12 protein-coding genes and 3 pseudogenes are annotated in these 18,795 nt (G+C 70.3%); 8 read left to right on the plus strand and 7 right to left on the minus strand.

All coding sequences use genetic code 11. The annotated features are described in order from the left end of the window. Positions 1-323 precede the first annotated feature (323 nt). The 4 genes and pseudogenes from aceA (at position 324) to E5083_RS07715 (ending at position 4,438) form a co-directional block, all read left to right on the plus strand. Positions 324-1,610, plus strand: a complete 1,287-nt coding sequence (gene aceA, locus E5083_RS07700) for an isocitrate lyase (protein WP_135784839.1) — start codon at positions 324-326, stop codon at positions 1,608-1,610. An 80-nt stretch (positions 1,611-1,690) separates the two neighbouring features. Then, positions 1,691-3,283, plus strand: a complete 1,593-nt coding sequence (gene aceB, locus E5083_RS07705; protein ID WP_135784840.1) for a malate synthase A — start codon at positions 1,691-1,693, stop codon at positions 3,281-3,283. Then, positions 3,280-4,022, plus strand: a pseudogene (locus E5083_RS07710) (3-hydroxyacyl-CoA dehydrogenase NAD-binding domain-containing protein); the annotation flags it as partial. The gene aceB and the pseudogene E5083_RS07710, both read left to right, overlap by 4 nt. 5 nt (positions 4,023-4,027) lie before the next feature. After that, positions 4,028-4,438, plus strand: coding sequence for a hypothetical protein (locus E5083_RS07715; protein ID WP_244317467.1), 411 nt, complete (start codon positions 4,028-4,030; stop codon positions 4,436-4,438). On the opposite strand, the gene E5083_RS07720 is transcribed toward E5083_RS07715, so the two are convergent. Both E5083_RS07720 and E5083_RS07725 read right to left on the minus strand, forming a co-directional pair. Further along, a complete protein-coding gene (locus tag E5083_RS07720) occupies positions 4,423-5,214 on the minus strand; it encodes an ATP-grasp domain-containing protein (protein ID WP_244317461.1) in 792 nt (263 codons plus the stop codon). The two genes, E5083_RS07715 and E5083_RS07720, sit on opposite strands and share 16 nt — an antisense overlap. Positions 5,215-5,308: 94 nt before the next feature. Next, positions 5,309-7,660, minus strand: a complete 2,352-nt coding sequence (locus tag E5083_RS07725; RefSeq protein WP_135784842.1) for a discoidin domain-containing protein — start codon at positions 7,658-7,660, stop codon at positions 5,309-5,311. Positions 7,661-7,889: 229 nt separating this feature from the next. Here E5083_RS07725 and E5083_RS07730 point away from each other — a divergent pair, with 229 nt between their 5' ends. Beyond that, entirely contained in the window at positions 7,890-8,309 is a 420-nt protein-coding gene (locus E5083_RS07730) for a hypothetical protein (protein ID WP_135784843.1), read from the plus strand. A gap of 13 nt (positions 8,310-8,322) precedes the next feature. On the opposite strand, the gene E5083_RS07735 is transcribed toward E5083_RS07730, so the two are convergent. Beyond that, positions 8,323-9,240, minus strand: a complete 918-nt coding sequence (locus E5083_RS07735; protein ID WP_244317418.1) for a LysR family transcriptional regulator — start codon at positions 9,238-9,240, stop codon at positions 8,323-8,325. A 115-nt stretch (positions 9,241-9,355) separates the two neighbouring features. Between E5083_RS07735 and E5083_RS07740 the strand changes: the two genes are divergently transcribed. From E5083_RS07740 to E5083_RS07750, 3 genes are read left to right on the plus strand one after another with little or no spacing between them, the layout of a single operon-like run. After that, on the plus strand, positions 9,356-10,093 hold the full coding sequence (locus E5083_RS07740) for an acetoacetate decarboxylase (RefSeq protein WP_135784844.1): 738 nt from the start codon (positions 9,356-9,358) through the stop codon (positions 10,091-10,093). A gap of 48 nt (positions 10,094-10,141) precedes the next feature. Next, on the plus strand, positions 10,142-11,119 hold the full coding sequence (locus E5083_RS07745) for a 3-hydroxyacyl-CoA dehydrogenase family protein (protein ID WP_135784845.1): 978 nt from the start codon (positions 10,142-10,144) through the stop codon (positions 11,117-11,119). Between the two features lie 33 nt (positions 11,120-11,152). Continuing rightward, positions 11,153-12,658: a CoA transferase gene (locus E5083_RS07750; RefSeq protein ID WP_135784846.1), complete on the plus strand. Its 1,506-nt coding sequence runs from the start codon at positions 11,153-11,155 to the stop codon at positions 12,656-12,658. Positions 12,659-12,704: 46 nt separating this feature from the next. Here the strand turns inward: E5083_RS07750 and E5083_RS07755 are convergent. From E5083_RS07755 to E5083_RS07765, 4 genes and pseudogenes are all read right to left on the minus strand, one after another. Beyond that, a pseudogene (locus E5083_RS07755) lies at positions 12,705-13,469 on the minus strand (GH12 family glycosyl hydrolase domain-containing protein); the annotation flags it as partial. Between the two features lie 32 nt (positions 13,470-13,501). Then, a complete protein-coding gene (locus E5083_RS07760; protein ID WP_135784847.1) occupies positions 13,502-15,625 on the minus strand; it encodes a glycoside hydrolase family 6 protein in 2,124 nt (707 codons plus the stop codon). Positions 15,626-15,874: 249 nt separating this feature from the next. Then, positions 15,875-16,381: an AbfB domain-containing protein gene (locus E5083_RS32235; protein WP_425276710.1), complete on the minus strand. Its 507-nt coding sequence runs from the start codon at positions 16,379-16,381 to the stop codon at positions 15,875-15,877. Next, positions 16,370-18,703, minus strand: a pseudogene (locus tag E5083_RS07765) (AbfB domain-containing protein); the annotation flags it as partial. The pseudogene E5083_RS07765 and the gene E5083_RS32235, both read right to left, overlap by 12 nt. Between the last annotated feature and the right edge of the window lie 92 nt (positions 18,704-18,795).

Raw genomic sequence — 18,795 nt, forward strand, 5'->3', positions numbered from 1 at the left:
CGCCCCTGAACCCTTCGCAACCTTGGCAAAGACGGGCCGGAAGATTTGCAAAGGTTGGCACACATCCCTGCTTGATGGCACTCAGTGCCAGTGCCAGAGTCGTAGTGCGGCCCGCCGGAACCGATCGTCACAGCCCGGAACCGGGGCACGATTCCTGCCCTGACGTCGGAGATCCCGGCAGCGGCAACGACGCGTACCAGCAGCATCGCTCAGCTCCACTCCTGGTGAGGGCGGGCCGCGACTCCAGCATTGCGACATCCAGTGCCACCTCTGTTCATCCGGACGGCGGGATTGGCAGCCCACACAGATCGAGGAGACGGACAGTGACGGCAGAGGCGAGGACACAGGCGGCCGCGGAACTCGCACGGCGCTGGGCCACCGACCCCCGGTGGCAGGGCATCGAGCGCACCTTCACCGCCGAGGACGTGGTCCGGCTCTCCGGGAGCGTGCGTGAGGAGTACACGCTGGCCCGGCGCGGTGCCGAGCGGCTGTGGCGACAACTGCACGAGCTGGACTACGTCCACGCGCTCGGCGCGCTGACCGGCGGCCAGGCCGTGCAGCAGGTGAAGGCGGGGCTCCAGGCGATCTACCTGTCGGGCTGGCAGGTGGCCGCCGACGCCAACCAGGCCGGACACACCTACCCGGACCAGAGCCTGTACCCCGCCAACTCCGTTCCCCAGGTGGTGCGTCGGATCAACAACGCCCTGCTGCGCGCCGACCAGATCGCCACCGCCGAGGACGCCGGCGACACCACGGACTGGCTGGCGCCGGTCGTCGCCGACGCGGAGGCCGGGTTCGGCGGCCCGCTGAACGCGTTCGAGCTGACCAAGGCGATGATCGCGGCCGGCGCGGCGGGCATCCACTACGAGGACCAGCTCGCCTCGGAGAAGAAGTGCGGCCACCTCGGCGGCAAGGTGCTGGTGCCCGCCTCCCAGCACATCCGCACCCTGAACGCGGCCCGCCTCGCGGCCGACATCGCGGACGTGCCGACCGTGATCGTGGCCCGTACCGACGCCCTCGCCGCCAACCTGCTGACCAGCGACATCGACGAGCGCGACGCCGAGTTCACCACCGGCGAGCGCACGGCGGAGGGCTTCTACCGGGTACGAGGCGGCATGGCCCCGGTGATCGCCCGCGGTCTGGCCTACGCCCCGTACGCCGACCTGATCTGGGTGGAGACCGGCACCCCCGACCTGGCGCAGGCCCGCGAGTTCGCCGAGGCGATCCACGCCCGGTACCCGGACCGGATGCTCGCCTACAACTGCTCGCCCTCCTTCAACTGGAAGGCCGCCCTGGACGACGACCAGATCGCCAAGTTCCAGCGCGAACTCGGCGCGATGGGCTACAAGTTCCAGTTCATCACCCTGGCCGGCTTCCACTCGCTCAACCACGGCATGTTCGACCTGGCCCGCGGCTACGCCGACCACGGCATGACCGCGTACGTCGACCTCCAGGAGAAGGAGTTCGCCGCCCAGGAGTACGGCTTCACCGCCGTGAAGCACCAACGCGAGGTCGGCACCGGTTACTTCGATCTGGTCTCCACCGCCGTGAACCCCGCCTCCTCGACCACCGCGCTGGCGGGGTCCACGGAGGAGGAGCAGTTCCACTAGGCCCGCCGCCGGGCGGGGGCGCGACGCCCCCGCCCCTCATTCGCAGGAACGCTCGCCGGAACCCTCGTAGGAGACCCGAGATGTCCACCCGTGAACTGACCCACCACGTCCGTGTGCCGGCTCCGCCGGCCGAACGGCACGACGAGATCCTGACACCCGCCGCCCTGGACTTCATCGGCCGACTGGCCGCCGAATTCGGGTTCCGGCGGACGGAGTTGATGAAGGAGCGCCGGCGGCAGGCGCTGCGGCTCGCCAGCGGCAGCCCGCTCGACTTCCCCATGGTCACCTCGGCCGTCCGCGCCGACCCCGACTGGCGGGTGGCCCCGCCCGCACCGGGCCTGACCGACCGCCGGGTGGAGATCACCGGGCCGCCGGACCGCCGGATGGCGGTGAACGCCCTCAACTCCGGTGCCCACGTGTGGATGGCCGACTTCGAGGACGCCACCGCGCCCACCTGGGAGAACGTCATCGGCGGCCAGCTCACCCTGCTCGACGTGCTCGAGCGCCGCATCGACTTCACCACCCCGGAGGGCAAGGAGTACCGGCTCGGTGACCGGCTCGCGACCCTCATGGTGCGGCCGCGCGGCTGGCATCTGGACGAGGAGCACCTGGAGTTCGACGGCCGCCCGGTCCCGGCCGCACTGGTCGACTTCGGCCTGTACTTCTTCCACTGCGCCCAACGGCAGATCGACGCCGGACACGGCCCGTACTTCTACCTGCCCAAGCTGGAGAACCGCTACGAGGCCCGGCTGTGGAACGACATCTTCGTCCGGGCCCAGGAGTTGCTGGACATCCCGCGCGGCACCGTCCGGGCCACCGTGCTCATCGAGACGATCACGGCCGCGTTCGAGATGGAGGAGATCCTCTACGAGTTGCGGGAACACAGCGCCGGACTCAACGCGGGCCGCTGGGACTATCTGTTCAGCCTGATCAAGACCTTCGGCCACCGCACCGACTTCCTGCTCCCGGACCGCGCGAAGGTGACCATGACCGCGCCGTTCATGCGGGCGTACACCGAACTCCTGGTCCGCACCTGCCACCAGCGGGGCGCGCACGCGATCGGCGGCATGGCCGCGCAGGTGCCGGCGCAGGAACCGGCAGCGAACGAGGCCGCGTTCGCCAAGGTGCGCCTGGACAAGGAGCGGGAGGCCGAGGACGGCTTCGACGGCTCCTGGGTGGCCCATCCGGCGCTCGTCCCCGTCTGCCGCGAGGTCTTCGACGGGGTGCTCGGCGAGCGGCCCCACCAGCTCGACCGTACGCGGGACGACGTGGCGGTGACGGCGGCCGACCTGCTGTCCGTGCGCCGGATCAGCGGGCCGCCCACGCCGGAAGGGGTGCGCACCAACATCTCCGTCACGCTGCGGTACTACGCGGCCTGGCTGCGCGGGCAGGGCGCGGTGGCGCTCGACGGGCTGATGGAGGACGCGGCCACCGCCGAGATCGCCCGCGTGCAGGTCTGGCAGTGGCTGCGGCACCGGGTGATCGACCCGGAGACGGTGACGGAACTGCTGGACGACGAGATCGCCGCGCTGGGCGCCGAGTACCCGTGGGCGCCCGTCGACGAGATCCGCGCGCTCTTCGAACGTACGGCGATGGCGGGCGAGTTGCCGTTGTTCTTCACCCCTGACGCGTACACCCGCCACCTCGTGCGCGGACCGGAGGCGGGGGCGTGAGCGCGGGGACCGCGCGGGTCGGTGTGGTCGGCGGCGGGCAGATAGGCGCCGGGATCGCCGAGGTGTGCGCCCGGTCCGGGCTGGACACGGTGGTGTGCGAGGTGGACGCGATCGCGGCGCGCGCCGCACGGGACCGGGTCGTGGGGCGGGGCAAGCTGGAGCGTACGGCGGCCGATGACGCCCTGGACCGGCTGGTGTTCTCCGGCGACCTGACGGATCTCGCCGACCGGCAGCTCGTGGTGGAGGCCGTCGTCGAGAACCGGGACGCCAAGGCCGAGGTCTTCGCCGCCCTGGCCAAGATCGTGGAAGACCCGGCGGCCGCCCTCGCCGCGAACACCTCCTCGCTGCCCGTCATGCGGCTCGGCATGGCGACCGCCCGCGCCGACCGGGTCGTGGGCCTGCACTTCTTCAACCCGGTGCCGGTGCTGCCGCTGGTCGAGGTGGTGACCTCGCTGCGGGCTTCGTGGTCAGCGCCCTGCTCATCCCGTACCTCCTGTCGGCGGTACGCATGGCGGAGTCCGGTTTCGCCACGGCCGCCGACATCGACGCCGGCATGGAACTCGGCTGCGCCCACCCTCTGGGCCCGCTCGAGCTCGCCGACCTGATCGGCCTGGACACGGTCGCCGCCATCGCGGAGTCCCTCTACGACGAGTTCCGCGAACCTCTCTACGCGCCCTCACCGCTGCTCCAGCGGATGGTGGAGGCGGGACTCCTGGGCCGCAAGACCGGCCGGGGGTTCCAGGGGTGGGGGTCCCGGCGGCTCGCGGCACCGCTGAGGACCCGGAGTGGGCCGTCTCGGTTCATCGGCTGGGCGCGGCGGCCGGGATCAACGCCTACGACTACGCACCTCTGCTCGTCGGCGCGCTCTTCCATGTGCTCTTGCTGCTGGACCCGCTGGCCGCGCTGTTGATCGTCCAGGCCCGTCCCGGCGGACCGGTGCTCGCCGCCGCGGTCATGCTGGCCGACCTGATCGGCAACTGGAGCGTGGCCTGGTCGGCGGTCATGGCGCGTCCCTCGGCCTTCCTCCGCCCAGCAGGACTGCTGCCGATCACTCTCTTCGGTGTTTTCGTCCTGCTGACAGCGCTGCCGCTCCGCCGGGCGCTGGCGTGCAGCGGTGATGTCTCCGCTCCAGGGGCGCGTCAACCAGCCAGGTGAGCATCCCCGAGGTGACGGCAGAACCGGCGGTCCCGCTCGGTCAGTGCCGTCCGTGGGCCGGCGGAGCGGAGGACGACGTCCAGGGCGCGGTCGGGGTCGGCGGCGTAGCAGTTGCTGAACCAGGCCATGTTGGCCTCGACCACGGCCCACTGGGTGCCGTGGTCCGTGGTCAGGAGGCCGATGTCCAGGACTACCGCGCTCGGGAGACTCTCGCCGCACGTGGACAGGAGGTCCTCCGTGAACTCGCGGGCGGCGGACTCGTGGCGGTGCTCCTCCAGGGGTTCGGCGTCCAGGCGGCCGAAGGTGGTGTACTGCGAGCCGGTGCGGATCTCGCCGTCCAGGATGTAGAGGCGGAACTCCGCCGCCCAGGTCACGACGTCGCTGATCAGCACCGGGGCGTCAGGACCGGGCGGGAGGGCGGCGCCGGTCGCGTAGACGGCGGCCGGGAAGCTCTTCTCACTCGGGGGCTTCACGAAGGCCGGGTGGGACAGGCGGCGGGCCTCGTTCAGAGTCGACATGGCGATGTGTCGTCCCGTGTAGGCGTACGGCAGGGTCGCCAGCCAGTCGTCGGACGGTTCCAGGAGGGCGACCTCGAGGTCGTTCGCGACGCGGGACGCGAAGCCGGGGCCGCCGTAGTAGTGGGCGCCGCGCCTCACCGGGGCGGCGCCGCCGAGTACCTCCACGTCCATCCCTCGCCGCCGGGCGGATGCCGACAGCAGCTCGGAGGTGGTGGTGTACTGCGGCGCCAGCGCCAGGAAACCTTGCTTCGTCACGATCACCGACGATGCCACCGACCCCGCCCGGTGGTCCACCTACATATGCGCGAGCAGGCGGGCGAGGGAGCGCGCCCCCGCCCGCCAAGTTTTCGAGTCAGCCCGTGTACGCCTCCAGTTCCGAGAGCTGGGCCGCCGGCCAGCCCGTGTTGCCCGTGACGGTCACGCGGAGGTAGCGGGTCGCGGTCCCGGTCAGGGCGATGGTCGCCGTGTTGCCGCTCGACGGGTTGAAGGTGTACCCCGCCGACGCCTTCAGCGTGGTGAAAGTCGAGTTGTCCGTGCTCCCCAGCACGCTGAGCGTCTGCGTGCGGGTGGCCCACGCCGCTGCCGGGGGCAGCTTGAGGACGACCCGCTTGACCGCCTTCGCGGCGCCGAGGTCGACGGTGACGGACTGCGGGAAGGCGTTGTTCGCGCTCTCCCAGTAGCTGTTCGCGTCACCGTCGACGGCCTTGCTCGCGGGGTAGACGTCGGTGTGGCTCGTCTCGGTGACCGGGCGGTTCTTGGCGAGGTTCACCGTCGGGTCGTCGGTCGGCGGGTCCGTCGGGGGATCGGTGGGCGGGTCGGTCGGCGGGGTGCCGCCGCCGGGCACGCCCCCGTTGGTCCACTGCGGGGCCGGCCAGGTACCGGTGCAGGCCGGCGGGTCGGCGTACCAGCCGCTGTTTCCGGTGCCGCGGGTGATGACGAACCCGGAGCCCACGCAGTTGTGGATGGGGTTGGACTGGGCGATGTGCGTGGCCGTGACGTTGGTGAACGAGGCGTTGCCGGGCGCCTGGATCTGGAGGGCGTAGGTGCCGGCGCCGTCGATCCGGACGTTCTCGAAGTGCAGCCCCTTCGTCGCGCCCTCGATGTTCATGATCGCGGCGTAGGAGCTGTCGAGGATCTCGGTGTCGGTGATGTTCACCGTGGCATCCAGGGGTTCGTTGAGCCCGCTGAACCACACCGCGCCGACCCCGAACTGCCAGTTGTAGTCGTTGTTCCCGGCCCGGATCAGGGTATTGCGGGCCGCTGTCGTGGTACCGGAGACGGCCGTACCCTGACCGGAGTTGACACCGGGATACCGGTTGGCGACGTGCAGGCCGCCGCCGTTGGTGATGGTGTCGGCCATCACGTTGTCGGAGATGGTGATGTCCTTGCCGCCATACGTGACGATGTTGTTGGCGAGGATGGGCAGGACCACCGTGTTGTAGGTGAACTTGTTCTTGACGTTCGGAAGGTTCTCCGCCCACATGGCGAGTCCGTCGTCACCCGTGTTGCGGACGAACGTGTTGGTCACCGTGGAGTTGGTGACGCCCATGTGGAAGTTCACGCCGTCCGCGGTCTGGTCCAGGATGCGGCTGTTCTTGATGGTGAAGTTGTCCATGGGGCCGTCCATCCAGGCCCCGCATTTAGTGTGCTGCAGCCACACGTTGTCGACGGTGGAGTTGGACAGCGCGCCCCCGATGGCGTTGACCTGGTCTTCGTCCACACGCTCGCGGATGTCCCCGAGGATGGCGAAGTCCTTGAGCGTGACGTTCTTGCTGCCGCCCTGATTGGCGTACTTGCCGTACACGCCCACGGCCTTCGCCCGGTTCACCGGGTCACGGCCGGTGAGGACGCTGTACCAGGGGCCCGCGCCGGCCAGGGTCACCTGGTCGACCACTATGTGGTCCCGCACCTGGAAAGTGCCCTGGGGTATGTAGACCGCTTTGCCCTGCGCCTTCCCCGCGTCGACCGCCGCCTGGATCTTGGCGGTGGAGTCGGCCGCGCCGGTCGGGTCGGCGCCGAAGTCGCTCACCACGTCCAGCGCGCCGGACGGCTTGCCGATGGGCGCGCCCACCTGCTCGAAGTCGGCGAGGTCGATGGTGAAGGTCGGTGAGGCGCTGGTGGACGACACCTGGAGGCGCACCTTGGTCCCGGCCGGCAGGGTCGAGCCGAGCAGAGTGCGGGTCTCGTCGTAGAAGTGGTGGGGGTTGGAGTCGCCGGGGTTGTTGTTGAAGGGATAACCCCCGTAGTACCAGCCGTACTTGGAGGTCACCGGGACGGACTTGAGCTGGTTGCCGTTCACCTTCACATCGAGGCTCGCGTCGCGTCCGGTGCCGGCCGCGTTGTCGGGCAGCGAGTAGCGGAACGACATCGCGTTGGCCGGCGCGGTCAGGGTGAACTCGACGTACTCGCCCGGCGCGTCCAGGGTCACCGCCTGCCGTCCGGACGCCTCGGAGGGGAGGTGGCCGTAGAGGCGGTCCGGGCCGATGAGGGTGCCGTTGGTCGCGGCGTACTCGGCCTCCTGTTCCTTGAACGGGACGGTCGCGCCCCGGCCGGATTTGCCGACCGGGGACGGCGCGGGCACGCCGGCCGCGTGGGCCTCGGGCGCGAGGGCCACGGCGACGAGCGTGCCGGCCGCGGCCAGCGCCATGGACACGGTCGCCGCCAGGGTCCGGCGCAGGGATCTGCCGTTGGGGGGTGCAGTCATGGGTGTGCGTCCTCAGGGCTCGTGGGGTGAGCGGACGCAAGAAAGCTAGGAGCGTACGGAAATGAAGTCCATGAAGCTGCGCAAGGTTGTTACAGGAGGACGCAGATTCTCGACTATCCACAGGCCGCCTACGCCGTTGATCCACATGGCAGGATTGCCGAGCCGCGCGGAACTCACGGTCTTCGCGCCGCTCAAGAGCCTCTTTGGAAGAAAACGGCTGGGTCCAGGCATGACTGCTGAGTGGTACGTCCTCATCGAAGAGGACACACGGGTGACGGAGTACGTCGACGGCACCGAACTGAAGCTGCACCGCTGGATGCTGACGGGCACCCATCACATCGAGGGCGGCGAGGCGCAGGCCCGCGCGGCCGCCGAGGACGCGGCTCTGCACTGCATACCTGACACCATCGCCCGGCACGCCAAGCCGGGGGACGAGCCGGCCCGGCACGTCCTGCTCGCTCAGGACGGAGCCTGGGTGGCGATCGTCCGGCAGCGCCACCGCGAGGCCCGGATACGCGTGACGACGGCCCGGCTCATGCACTCCCACGAGGAGAAGGAAGCGCCGCCGAAGACCCTCAAGGAGTCCCTCCGGGGCGCCCTTCAGGCCCCGCCGCCCCTCCCGAAGCCGTGGGCGCCGCCCCAAGCCTGACGACGAGGGCTGATCACCCGGCCATGCGCCGTGTGATCAGCTCCAGCAGCCGCAGGACCGCCGCGTCCGCATCCGGGCGGTGGATGGCGACCAGGGTGGTCTCCAGGTACGGCGACCGCTCCGCGAAGGGCACGAAGGCGACCTCGGCGACGTGGAAGTCGCGCAGCCGCTCGGGCAGGAGGCTGACGCACAGCCCGGACGCGACATAACTGAACAGGCCGGTCAGGTCGTCCGAGACGGCGCGGCTGCGCGGGGTGAAGCCCGCCTCCCGGCAGGCGAGCTGGACCTGATGGGCGAGGGTCGGCAGCGCGGTGGGGTCCGGGAGGACGAAGTCCTCGTCGCGCAGGTCGCCCAGCCCGATCGCCTCGGCACCGGCCAGCGGATGGTGGCGCGGCACCGCCGCCGCGATGCGCTCCACCGCGAAGTCGAGGCTGACGAGGTCGGCCGACAGCGGAGCGGGGTCGCGCAGGAAGGCCAGATCGAGCGTGCCGTTGCGGATCATCTCGGCCAGGGCAACCGCCGAGTCCTGATGCAGATGCACCCGCAGGCCGGGGAGTTCCTCCGCCGCTGCCCGGAGCAGCCCGGGCAGATAATGGTGGCTGAGGATGCTCACGTACCCCACCCGGACATCGCCCTCCAGCCCGGCGGCGACGCGGCGGGCCCGTTCGATGGCCGCGGACTGGGAGTCGAGGAGGCGTTGCGCGTCCACGGCGAAGACCTCGCCCGCCGCCGTCAGCGTGGCTCCGCCGGGGCCGCGGTCGAAGAGGCGTACTCCCAGGCCGCGTTCGAGGCGCTGGATCGACTGGCTGAGGGGTGGCTGGCTCATGCCGAGGCGCTCGGCCGCGCGCCCGAAGTGCCGTTCGTCGGCCACCACGAGGAACTGTTCCAGCAGCCTTCTGGTGAGCTGAATATCCTCAAGCATATTGCTCATGACCACAGCATATATTGGACGGACAGGGGTGCCGAGGTGTCCACTGGAACGTGAGCGTCACCGGAAAAGAGTGTCGCCCTTCCCCCCACGGCCCTCTCTCCTCTGGAGGCCCCTCATGCGCAAGCAGGATGTCGCCCGGCTGTTCACCACCCCGGTGGACTCCCCGGCCTACGCCCCCACCCGGTACCGCTTCACCGACCGCGAGTACCTCAACATCTACTACCGCACCGACCCCGAGGCCCTGCGCCGCCTGGTCCCCGAGCCGCTGACGGTCACCGACCCGGTCGTCCGCTTCGAGATGATGCGGATGCCCGACACCACCGGGCTCGGGGACTACACCGAGGCCGGGCAGCTCATCGCCGTCGAGCACGAAGGTGAGAAGGGCGAGTTCAACCTCGCCATGTACGTGGACAGCGTGCCGGCGATCTCCAGCGGCCGCGAGTACAGCGCGTACCCGAAGAAGGGCGGCTCCCCCACCCTGTACGTCGACTCCGACACCCTGGTGGGCACGCTCGACTACGGCACCCTGCGCGTGGCGACCGCCACCATGGGCTACAAGCACCACGCGCTGGACCCGGACGAGGCCCTGGCGGAGATCGGCACCCCCACCTTCATGGTCAAGACGGTCCCGCACTACGACGGCACCCCGCGCATCTGCGAGCTGGTCCGCACCCGGATCACCGACGTCACCGTGCAGAGCGCCTTCACCGCCCCGGCCCGGCTGGAGCTGTTCGCCCACGTCAACGCGCCGCTCGCCGACCTGCCGGTGCTGGAGATCGTCCGGGCCAGCCACATCGTCACCGACCTGACCCTCGCCCCCGTCGAGCCGGTCTTCGACTACCTCGCCGCCTGAGCGCACCCGATCGAGAAGCACCGAGCAGCATCGAGAAAGCACAGAACCATGACCTCTCCCACCGAGCCCGTCCTGACCTCCTACCGGCGTGCCGCGATCATCGGCGGCGGCGTGATCGGGGTCTCCTGGGCCGGCCTCTTCCTGGCCCGCGGCATCGACGTGGTGATCAGCGACCCGCGCGCGGACATCGAGGACCTCGTCCGCACGGGCCTCGCCGAGATCACCCCGGCCCTGGCCGAGCTGGGCCTGCCGACGGAGAACCTCACCGACGGCCTCTCCTTCGAGGCCGACCTCGCCACCGCCGTCGCGCAGGCCGACGTGGTCCAGGAGAACGGCCCCGAGCGGCTGGAGCTGAAGCAGGAGATCTGGCGGACGATCGAGGACGCGGCCCCCGCGCACGCGCTGCTGGCCACGTCGACCTCCGGCATCCCGGCCTCAGCCATCGCCACCGCGCTGCGCGAGCCCGAGCGGCTCGTCGTGGGCCACCCCTTCAACCCGCCGCACCTGGTGCCGCTGGTGGAGATCGTGCCGGGCGAGAAGACGTCCGCGGAGACGGTCGAGCGGGCCAGGGCGTTCTACGCCGCGCTCGGCAAGAAGCCGCAGGTGCTGCGCAAGGAGGTGCCGGGCTTCGTCGCCAACCGTCTCCAGTCCGCGCTGTTCCGCGAGTGCGTGCACCTCGTCGCCGAGGGCGTGGTGACCGAGGCGGAGCTGGACGAGATCGTCACCTCCTCGATCGGGCTGCGCTGGGCGGTCGCCGGTCCGTTCCGCACCTTCCATCTGGGCGGGGGCCCCGGCGGGCTCCCCCACTTCATCGAGCACCTGGGCCGCGCGATGGAGGACAGCATGTGGCCGGCCCTGGGCAACCCCACCTTCGACGAGGCCACCGTCACCACGCTCGTCGAGCAGGCCGACGACGCCTTCGGCCGGGGCACCGTCGAGGAGCTGGCCGCCGAGCGCGACCGCGCGCAGATCACGCTGATGCGCGCCCTCGGCGAGACACCCGGCTCCGGCTGCGCGCACGCCTGATCCCCCGATAACGTACATAAGAGGCGAAGAAACATGGACCTCACCCAGAAGACGGACCTCACCCAGAAGATCGAGAAGGCCATTGCCGCCCCGGCCACGGACGACGCGTTCGACGTGTACGCCGAGGCCGAGCAGGTGCTCGCCGGCATCGGCCTGAAGCCGGACGACACCGGCGGTGACCTCACCTTCGAGGGCGCCGACCCGGTCGTCCCCAGCACCCTGCGCCTCGGCGCGGCCTCCGGGATCGCGCTGGTCGCGAAGTCGGCCGCCGTCGCCGCGCTGTGGAAGGACCGCACCGGCCGGGGCCAGGACATCCACATGGACCTGCGCAAGGGCCCGCACCGGCTCTGCCCGTTCTACGAGCGGAAGTGGGAGCTACTCAACGGCTATCCGGGCGGCACCCCGTCGCTGATCAACATGGCCTTCGTCAACAATTTCTACCGCAGCGCGGACGGCCGTTGGATGATGCCGTTCAACATCTATCCCAACATCAAGGTCGCCGCCCAGCGCCTGCTCGGCGTCGGTGACGTGCCCGAGCACGTCGAGGCCGCGATCTCGAAGTGGGACGCGCGGGACCTGGAGCGGGCCGGTGCCGAGGCCGGGTGCGTGATGCCGATGGTGCGCACGCCCCAGGAGATCCTCGACGAGGAGCAGTACCGGCAGGTGCTGTCCACGCTGCCGCTGGTGGAGATCACCCGCATCGGCGACAGCGACCCCGAGCCGCTGCCCGCCGACCCGGTCGCGCCGCTCGACGGGGTACGCGCGCTCGGCATGGGCCACATCATCGCCGGTGCTGGTGCCGGACGGGCCATGGCGCTGCACGGCGCGGACGTGCTGAACCTGTGGCGGCCGACCGAGCTGGAGCACGACGTCACGTACAACTCGACGGGTGTGGGCGTGCGTTCGGCCACGGTGAGTCCGTACACCGAGGAGGGTCTCGCCCTCATCCACCGGCTCCAGTCCGGGGCCGACGTCTTCTATGCCAACCGGCGCCCCGGCTTCCTGGACCGCATCGGGCTGTCCGAGGAGGAGGCCATCGCGCGTCGCCCCGGCCTGGTCCACGCGACGGTCTCGCTGAACGGGCGGAGCGGGCCGTGGAAGGACTACCTCGGTTTCGACCAGACGGCGGGCGCGCTCACCGGCCTGCTGCACCTGGAGGGCGACGGCGACAAGCCCGCGCTGCCGCCGATCACCGTGGTCAACGACTACCTGGTCTCCTGGTTCATGACCGCCGGCATCGCGGAGGCGCTGCGCCGCCGGGCCGTGGACGGCGGCAGCTACCGCGTCCATGTCTCGCTGTCCCGCGTGGCCCTGTGGATTCTGTCCATGGGCATCTTCGACCAGGAGTACGCGCGGCAGATCGCCGGCACCGGCGACCTCCACGCCTACCCCGACCCCGAGATCTTCACCGCCGAGACCCCCCTCGGCCACTACCAGGGCATCACGGACCAGGTCCGGATGTCCGACACCCCCGGCGCCTACCGCCAGATCCTCGTCCCCCGCGGCTCCCAGCGCCCGGAGTGGCTCCCGGCCGCCTGACGGAACGCGCCGGGGCGGTTGCCCTCGCCCCGGCGCGTATGGGTCAGTTCACGGCCACCGAGAAGTTCGTGACCGCCAGCCCCACCCCGTTCTCCCACGGTTCGAAGCCCGCCTGGATGCTGGTGAGGTACCAGTCCGGCGTGGCGAGACCCTGGGAGACGGTGTGGTCGAGGAACTCCTTGATGTTGAAGTTGAGGCCGGTCAGGGACGAGGGGGCGACGTAGGAGATCACGTCGTTCTGGCCGTTGCTGCCCCGCCACACGTCCCAGGTGTGCCCGGCGAGGGAGACGGTGCCGGTCACGGTGCCGATCGGCTGGATGGGTCCGGTCCGGTCGAGCCAGATCATGATCTCGGTCTTGTTGACGCCGTCCGTCTTCGGCGTCGGGTCCAGCCAGATGTCGTACGCGGCGTCGAACACCGCGCCGCCGACGTACTGGTACGTGATGCTGCTGGGCACGCTGCCGATGCTCCCGATCCGCTTGGGGAGGTTCGTGCCCGGCGAACAGTTGGTGTAGTGGCAGCCGGCGAAGATCGAGGGGTACGACTTCGGGGCGCCGTTGGTGGGCACGGAGCCGTCGGCTCGGGTGAGCTGGAAGCCGTCGCCGACCTGGGTCACGCACTGCGGGGCGGAGGTGCCCCAGGCGTTGTTCTGCACGACGTAGCCGCCGGGCGTGGTGACCGAGCCGAACTGGTCGCAGACCTGCGCGTCCGCGTGCGCGGAGCCGGTGGTGGCCGTGAGGGCGGTGACCGAACCGGCGGCCAGGACCAAGGCGGCCGCCAGGGGGCGCAACTTACGGGAGTTCATGTGCATGGGGGGTTCCTTCCGGACGTACGTGGGGGTGTCTACGGCTCGATGCCCCAGGCGAGCGTGCCGTTGACGTAGACGGTCACCTTGGGGGCGTCGGCGTACGAAGTGCCGGTGCCTCGGCTGTAGTCGTCGGTCTCGTCGAAGTTCGACCAGTCCGACTTGGCGAGCCGCAGTTGGAGATCACCCGTGCTCGCGCCCGCTGCCAGCGAGCCCGCGGTGAAGGCGACGTCGAGGGTGTGGTCGGCGCCGGTGCGGGCCGCCGGGAGAGCAGTGACGGCGGTCTTCACGGCGGAGCAGCCGAGCTGGGCGTAGTCGCACCACGTCTGGTAGCCGGCCGAGGCGGACTCGCCGGTGAACCAGTAGCGGACGGTCACCTTGGACAGATCGACCGCTCCGGAGCCGGAGTTGACGAGCTGGACGCCGGGCCTGATCTGGTTGTCGGCGGCCGAGGAGTCGTTGTTCTTGTACTGCGCCTTGAGCCCGGTCGAGCCACCGCCCCCACCGGACGCCTTGGTGGTCGCGGAGACGGCCGCCGAGGCCGCCGAGACGTTCCCGGCCGCGTCCTTGGCCTTCACGGTGTACGTATAGGCGGTCGCGGCGGACAGGCCCGTGTCGGTGTACGAGGTGCCGGTGGCGCTGCCGGCCTTGGTACCGCCGCGGTAGACGTCGTACCCGGTCACCCCGGTGTTGTCGGTCGCCGCGCGCCAGGTGAGGGAGACGCTGTCGGCCGTGGTCGCGGAGACGGCGAGGCCGGTGGGCGCGGTCGGCGCCTGCGTGTCGCCGCCCCCGCCGCCCGAACCGCCCACCGGCGGATAGGCGTTGGCGAGCAACTGCCGGAACTCCGCGGAGAACCAGTGCCCGGCCAGCGGCGAGTCGGGCAGCGCACCGGTGGGGTTGTTGCCGTTGCGCCCGTTCCCGGCGTACGTGGGGTCGCACATCCGGTCGAAGCCCTTGCCCTCGTCGTTGTCGAGGGGCTGGCTGGCGCCGTCGGACTCGCCGGGCGGCTTCGCCCAGACATACGCGTCGATGCCCGTGTCGGGGGCGGTCGCCGGGCGTTCACCGAGGCCGGCGCCGCTCTGGTTGCACCAGTTCCCGGCATGGATGCGCCGGTCGATCCGGCCGCCGTCGACATACGCGTCCACGCTGGTCGTGGGGCCGGGCGCGGTCGGCCGGGCGGAGCCGCCCCAGCCGTTGCGGGAGGTGTCGATCAGCATGCCGATGCCGCTGTCGAAGCCCTGGGCGACCAGCGCGGACCGCAGCCCTTGCGCGAACGTCGTCTCGTCGTCGTACTGGTTCCAGTCGATCCACTTGGACTGGCGCACGGTGGTGCCGTTGACCGTGTCGGTGATCTTGACGTTGGGCTCACGGGTGGCCGAGTAGTTGGCCGTGTTGACGATGAACCCCGTCACGTCGCTCACCGTGGCCCCACTGGTCGTGGCGGCCTTCTTGAACTCCTGCGCGGACGGCACCAGGTTGGAGTCCCAGCCGAGCCAGCCGTGGTGCCCTGCGTCGACGTAGTTGTAGGCGTTGGGCAGCGCGCCGAGCTTGTGCAGGGCGTAGCCTACGCCCTTCTCGTAGTTGCCGTTCGCCTTCATCGTGGCGCACTCGGGCGTGGAGCCCGCCGTGCCGCCCGCGTTGGTGACGAGGTTGGGCAGGGAGTCGGGCTCGATGAGGTTGACGATGCGCAGGCCGGCGTACGCCGGGTCGGCGAGGACGGCCGCGATCGGGTCGATGTAGTCGGTCTGGTAGCGGCCCAGTTCGTCGGCGCCCAGCTCGCCGTTGGAGGCGAGGGCGGCGCAGTCCCGGCCCGGCAGGTCGTAGATCACGAGCTGGACGAGGTTGGCGCCCTGCGCCTTCGCCGCGTCGAGGTGGGCCTTGAGACCGCGCGCCCCCGAGGTGCCCTTGATGGCGGCGATCCGGTCCAGCCATACGAAGGTCGGCTGGTCCGACACCGCCGAACCACCGGGCTCAGCGGCCGCCTTGGCCGACCAGTCGGGGTTCACATAGGGCTTGGCGCCCACGTAGGGGTTGTCCAGCTTGGCGGCGGCGGAGGCGGTCTGCGGGAGGGCGCTCAGGGAGAGCGTGCCGAGGAGGGCGGCGGCTGCCAGTACGGCCGCGCGTCTCGGGGCGTGCGGGTGTGCGGCTCTACGGGAGGACATGCGGGGGGTCTCCTGAAGGTCACGGTGAGCGGGTGGGGGTACGGCATCGCGCTGACGGTGCCCGGCACTGGGCCGTGCACCTACCTTGGGAGCGCTCCCACCGTGCGACCGCCGAACAGAACTGTCAACACCCGGTGCTCGAACTCGCTTGTGCGGCAGTTGACTTGATGCCGACGGACAGGCCGGACGGCCTGCGGTTCTTCGCTCCGCAGACCGTCCAGGAGATCGTCATGTTCTGCGGCTACGACCTCACGGTGCCCAGGGCGCCGCCAGGGTCCAACTGCTGTCCGCCGTCAGCGTTTGCGGGCGGTTGTAGCCGGTGCTCGCGGTGCCGGAGGCGATGTGGACCTGGGCCTCGAAGTGGCGGAGGTAGGAGCCGGGGATGTTGAGGGATTCGAAGGTGACGCCGGTGCCGCTCAGGCCGGGGCGGGCGCAGAAGGTGGCGTCGGCGCGGAAGAGAGCGGAGCCGTCGTCGGGCGAGTTGCGGGCCCGGCTGTCGGCGTGGCGGAGGAACTGGCCGGGGAAGTTGACCGACTCGAACGAGTAGCAGGAGGAGTCCGCGAGCCCCCGGCGCACCGTGTAGGTGGCGTCCTGCTTGAGCTGGGCGCTGCTGCCCGCGTCCACGACCTCGGTGTAGGCGAGGCTGTCGGCGTGACGGAGGTAGCGGTTGGTGAAGCCCCAGGTGGTGACCTGGAGGGAGCGCCGTACGTCGGTGGGCAGGAGCACCGAGCTGCGCCAGAGGGCGGGCTGGCCCACGTTCCACGTGGCGTCGGCGGCGAACGAGGTCGCGGTGTCCCAGGCGTTGGGGCCGCCGCTGCGGGCGAGGTACACGTTGTCGGCGTAGTGCCGCAGGTAGGAGCCGGGGAAGTTGGCCGACTCCAACGAGGTGCCGCCGGCGGCGAGTCCGGGCCGGGCGCACCAGGTGGCGTCGGCGGCGAAGGAGCCGCCGGTGTCGGCGTCGACGCGCACTCGGCCCGACGCGTGGCGCAGGTAGCGGCCGGGGAAGTTCACCGACTCGAAGGAGTAGCAGCGCGGGTCGGACAGGCCGGTCACCGTGCGGAAGGAGGCGTCCTGACGGGCGCCGTCGGGTGAGGTGCCGGTGAGCACGTCGGTGCGGGCCAGCGAGTCGGAGTGGCGCAGGTAGCGGTCGGTGAAGCCGGGCGTGGTGACCTTGAAGGACCGTACGTGCCCGAGGGTGAGCGGGGCGGCGGAGTTGAGGTTGCGGGAGGCGGCGATCAGGTTGCGGTGCGCGGTGCGGAGCTGACTCGTGTCGACCTTCTGCACCCGCCGGTCGTAGCTGAAAAGTCCGTTGTACTCGCCCTCCACGTCGGTGATCTCGGTATAGACGTACGCCGACACCCCCTTGGTGGTCATGAGTTGCTGAACGTCGCGGACCATGCCCGTGTAGCGGTCGTTGAGTTGAGCATTGCTGGACACCTGCTCGTAGGCGAAGAACTTGCCGTCGGGGCTGTATTCGTGGCCCGGTGTGCGCAGGCCGATGCCGCCGAACTCGCCGAGTACGGAGACCCGGGTGTCGGTCGGTGCGGGTGCATCGGGGCCGGTGTAGACGTGCCAGTCGAGGATGTCACCGGTGCCCGGATCGCCCTTGGAGGCACAGCAGTTGTAGCCGCTGTGGGCGTCGACCAGGCGGGAGGGGTCGTAGTTCTTCAGGTTGGTGGTGACGCGCCGGGTGGCGTTCAGGTCCCACTCGCCCCAGCCCTCGTTGAAGGGGACATAGGTGACCACCGCCGGGGAGAAGCGGTGCTCGTCGATGATCTCGCGGGCCTCCGTCTCGTACTGGGCGGTCTGGGCGCTGGTGCGGTTCTGGTCGAAGGCGGGGGTGGAGGGCACGTCCTGCCAGACCAGGAGGCCCAGCCGGTCGGCGTGGTAGTACCAGCGGGCCGGTTCGACCTTGATGTGCTTGCGGACCATGTTGAAGCCGAGGTCCTTGTGCTTCTGGATGTCGGAGGCGAGTGCCGCGTCGGTGGGCGCGGTGTACAGGCCGTCCGGCCAGAACCCCTGGTCCAGGGTGCCGATCTGGAAGACGAACTCCCCGTTGAGCGTGGGCCGCAGCACCCCGTTCAGCTTCTTCTTGCCGATCTCGCGCATGCCGAAGTAGCTGGTGACGCTGTCGACGGCGGCGCCTGAGGCGTTGCGCAGGGTGACCTTCATGTCGTACAGGAACGGATCGTCGGGCGACCACCGCCGGGCGTCCGGCACGGGTACGGAGAACTCGGTGAAGCCGCCGGTGGCCCGGCCGACGACCGTGGTGCCGTTCAGCGCCTCCGCGAGCACGGTGTGGCCGGTGACGTCACCGCGGGTGAAGACCTTGACGCGGGCGGTGTTGGTGGCCAGGTCGGCGCGGATGTCGACGGAGTAGAGGGAGGAGGCCGGGGTGGGTTCCATCCACACGGTCTGCCAGATGCCGGAGGTGGGGGTGTAGAAGATGCCGCTCGGGTTGGCGACCTGCTTGCCGAGGGGCTGCTTCTCGCCACGCCCGTCGGTGGGGTCGTAGACCCGTACGACGATTTCGTTGGTACCGCCGTTGAGCTGGGCCGTGATGTCGGTCTCGAAGCGGTCGTAGCCGCCCCGGTGGGTGGCGACCTGGGTGCCGTTGACCCAGACGGTGGCCTCGTAGTCGACGGCGCCGAAGTGCAGTTGGACGTGCCGGCCGTTCCAGCCCTGGGGAACGGTGAAGGTGCGCCGGTAGAACATCAGGTCGCGGTTGTCGTTGCGCATGATGCCCGACAGCGCGGACTCGACCGGGTACGGGACGAGGATGCGCTCGGGCAGGGTCTGGCCCAGCGGCGGGGCGGCGTTGCGGTTGACGTTCCCGGCGGCGTCGGTGGGCGGGTTGAGGAACTCCCACTCGCCGTTGAGGGACTGCCAGTCGGGGCGCGTCATCTGCGGACGCGGGTACTCGGGCAGCGGGTTGGTGGTGGACACCTGGCTGGTCCACGGGGTGGTCAGCGGCGGCGACTTGGGGACGACGGCGGCGGCCGCAACACCGGTGGTGCCGACGAGGATGCCGCCGACGGCCATCAACAGGGCCGCCAGGTAGGCGATCAGACGACGCATCGAACTCCTCCAGGGCAGAACTGGACGGGCAGGACGGTGCGCGGATTCCGTCGCGCTGACCATCGAGCAGGCCGGAAGCGGGAGTCCGTGCG

This window comes from Streptomyces bauhiniae, from assembly GCF_004784475.1.
Classification (GTDB): domain Bacteria; phylum Actinomycetota; class Actinomycetes; order Streptomycetales; family Streptomycetaceae; genus Streptomyces; species Streptomyces seoulensis.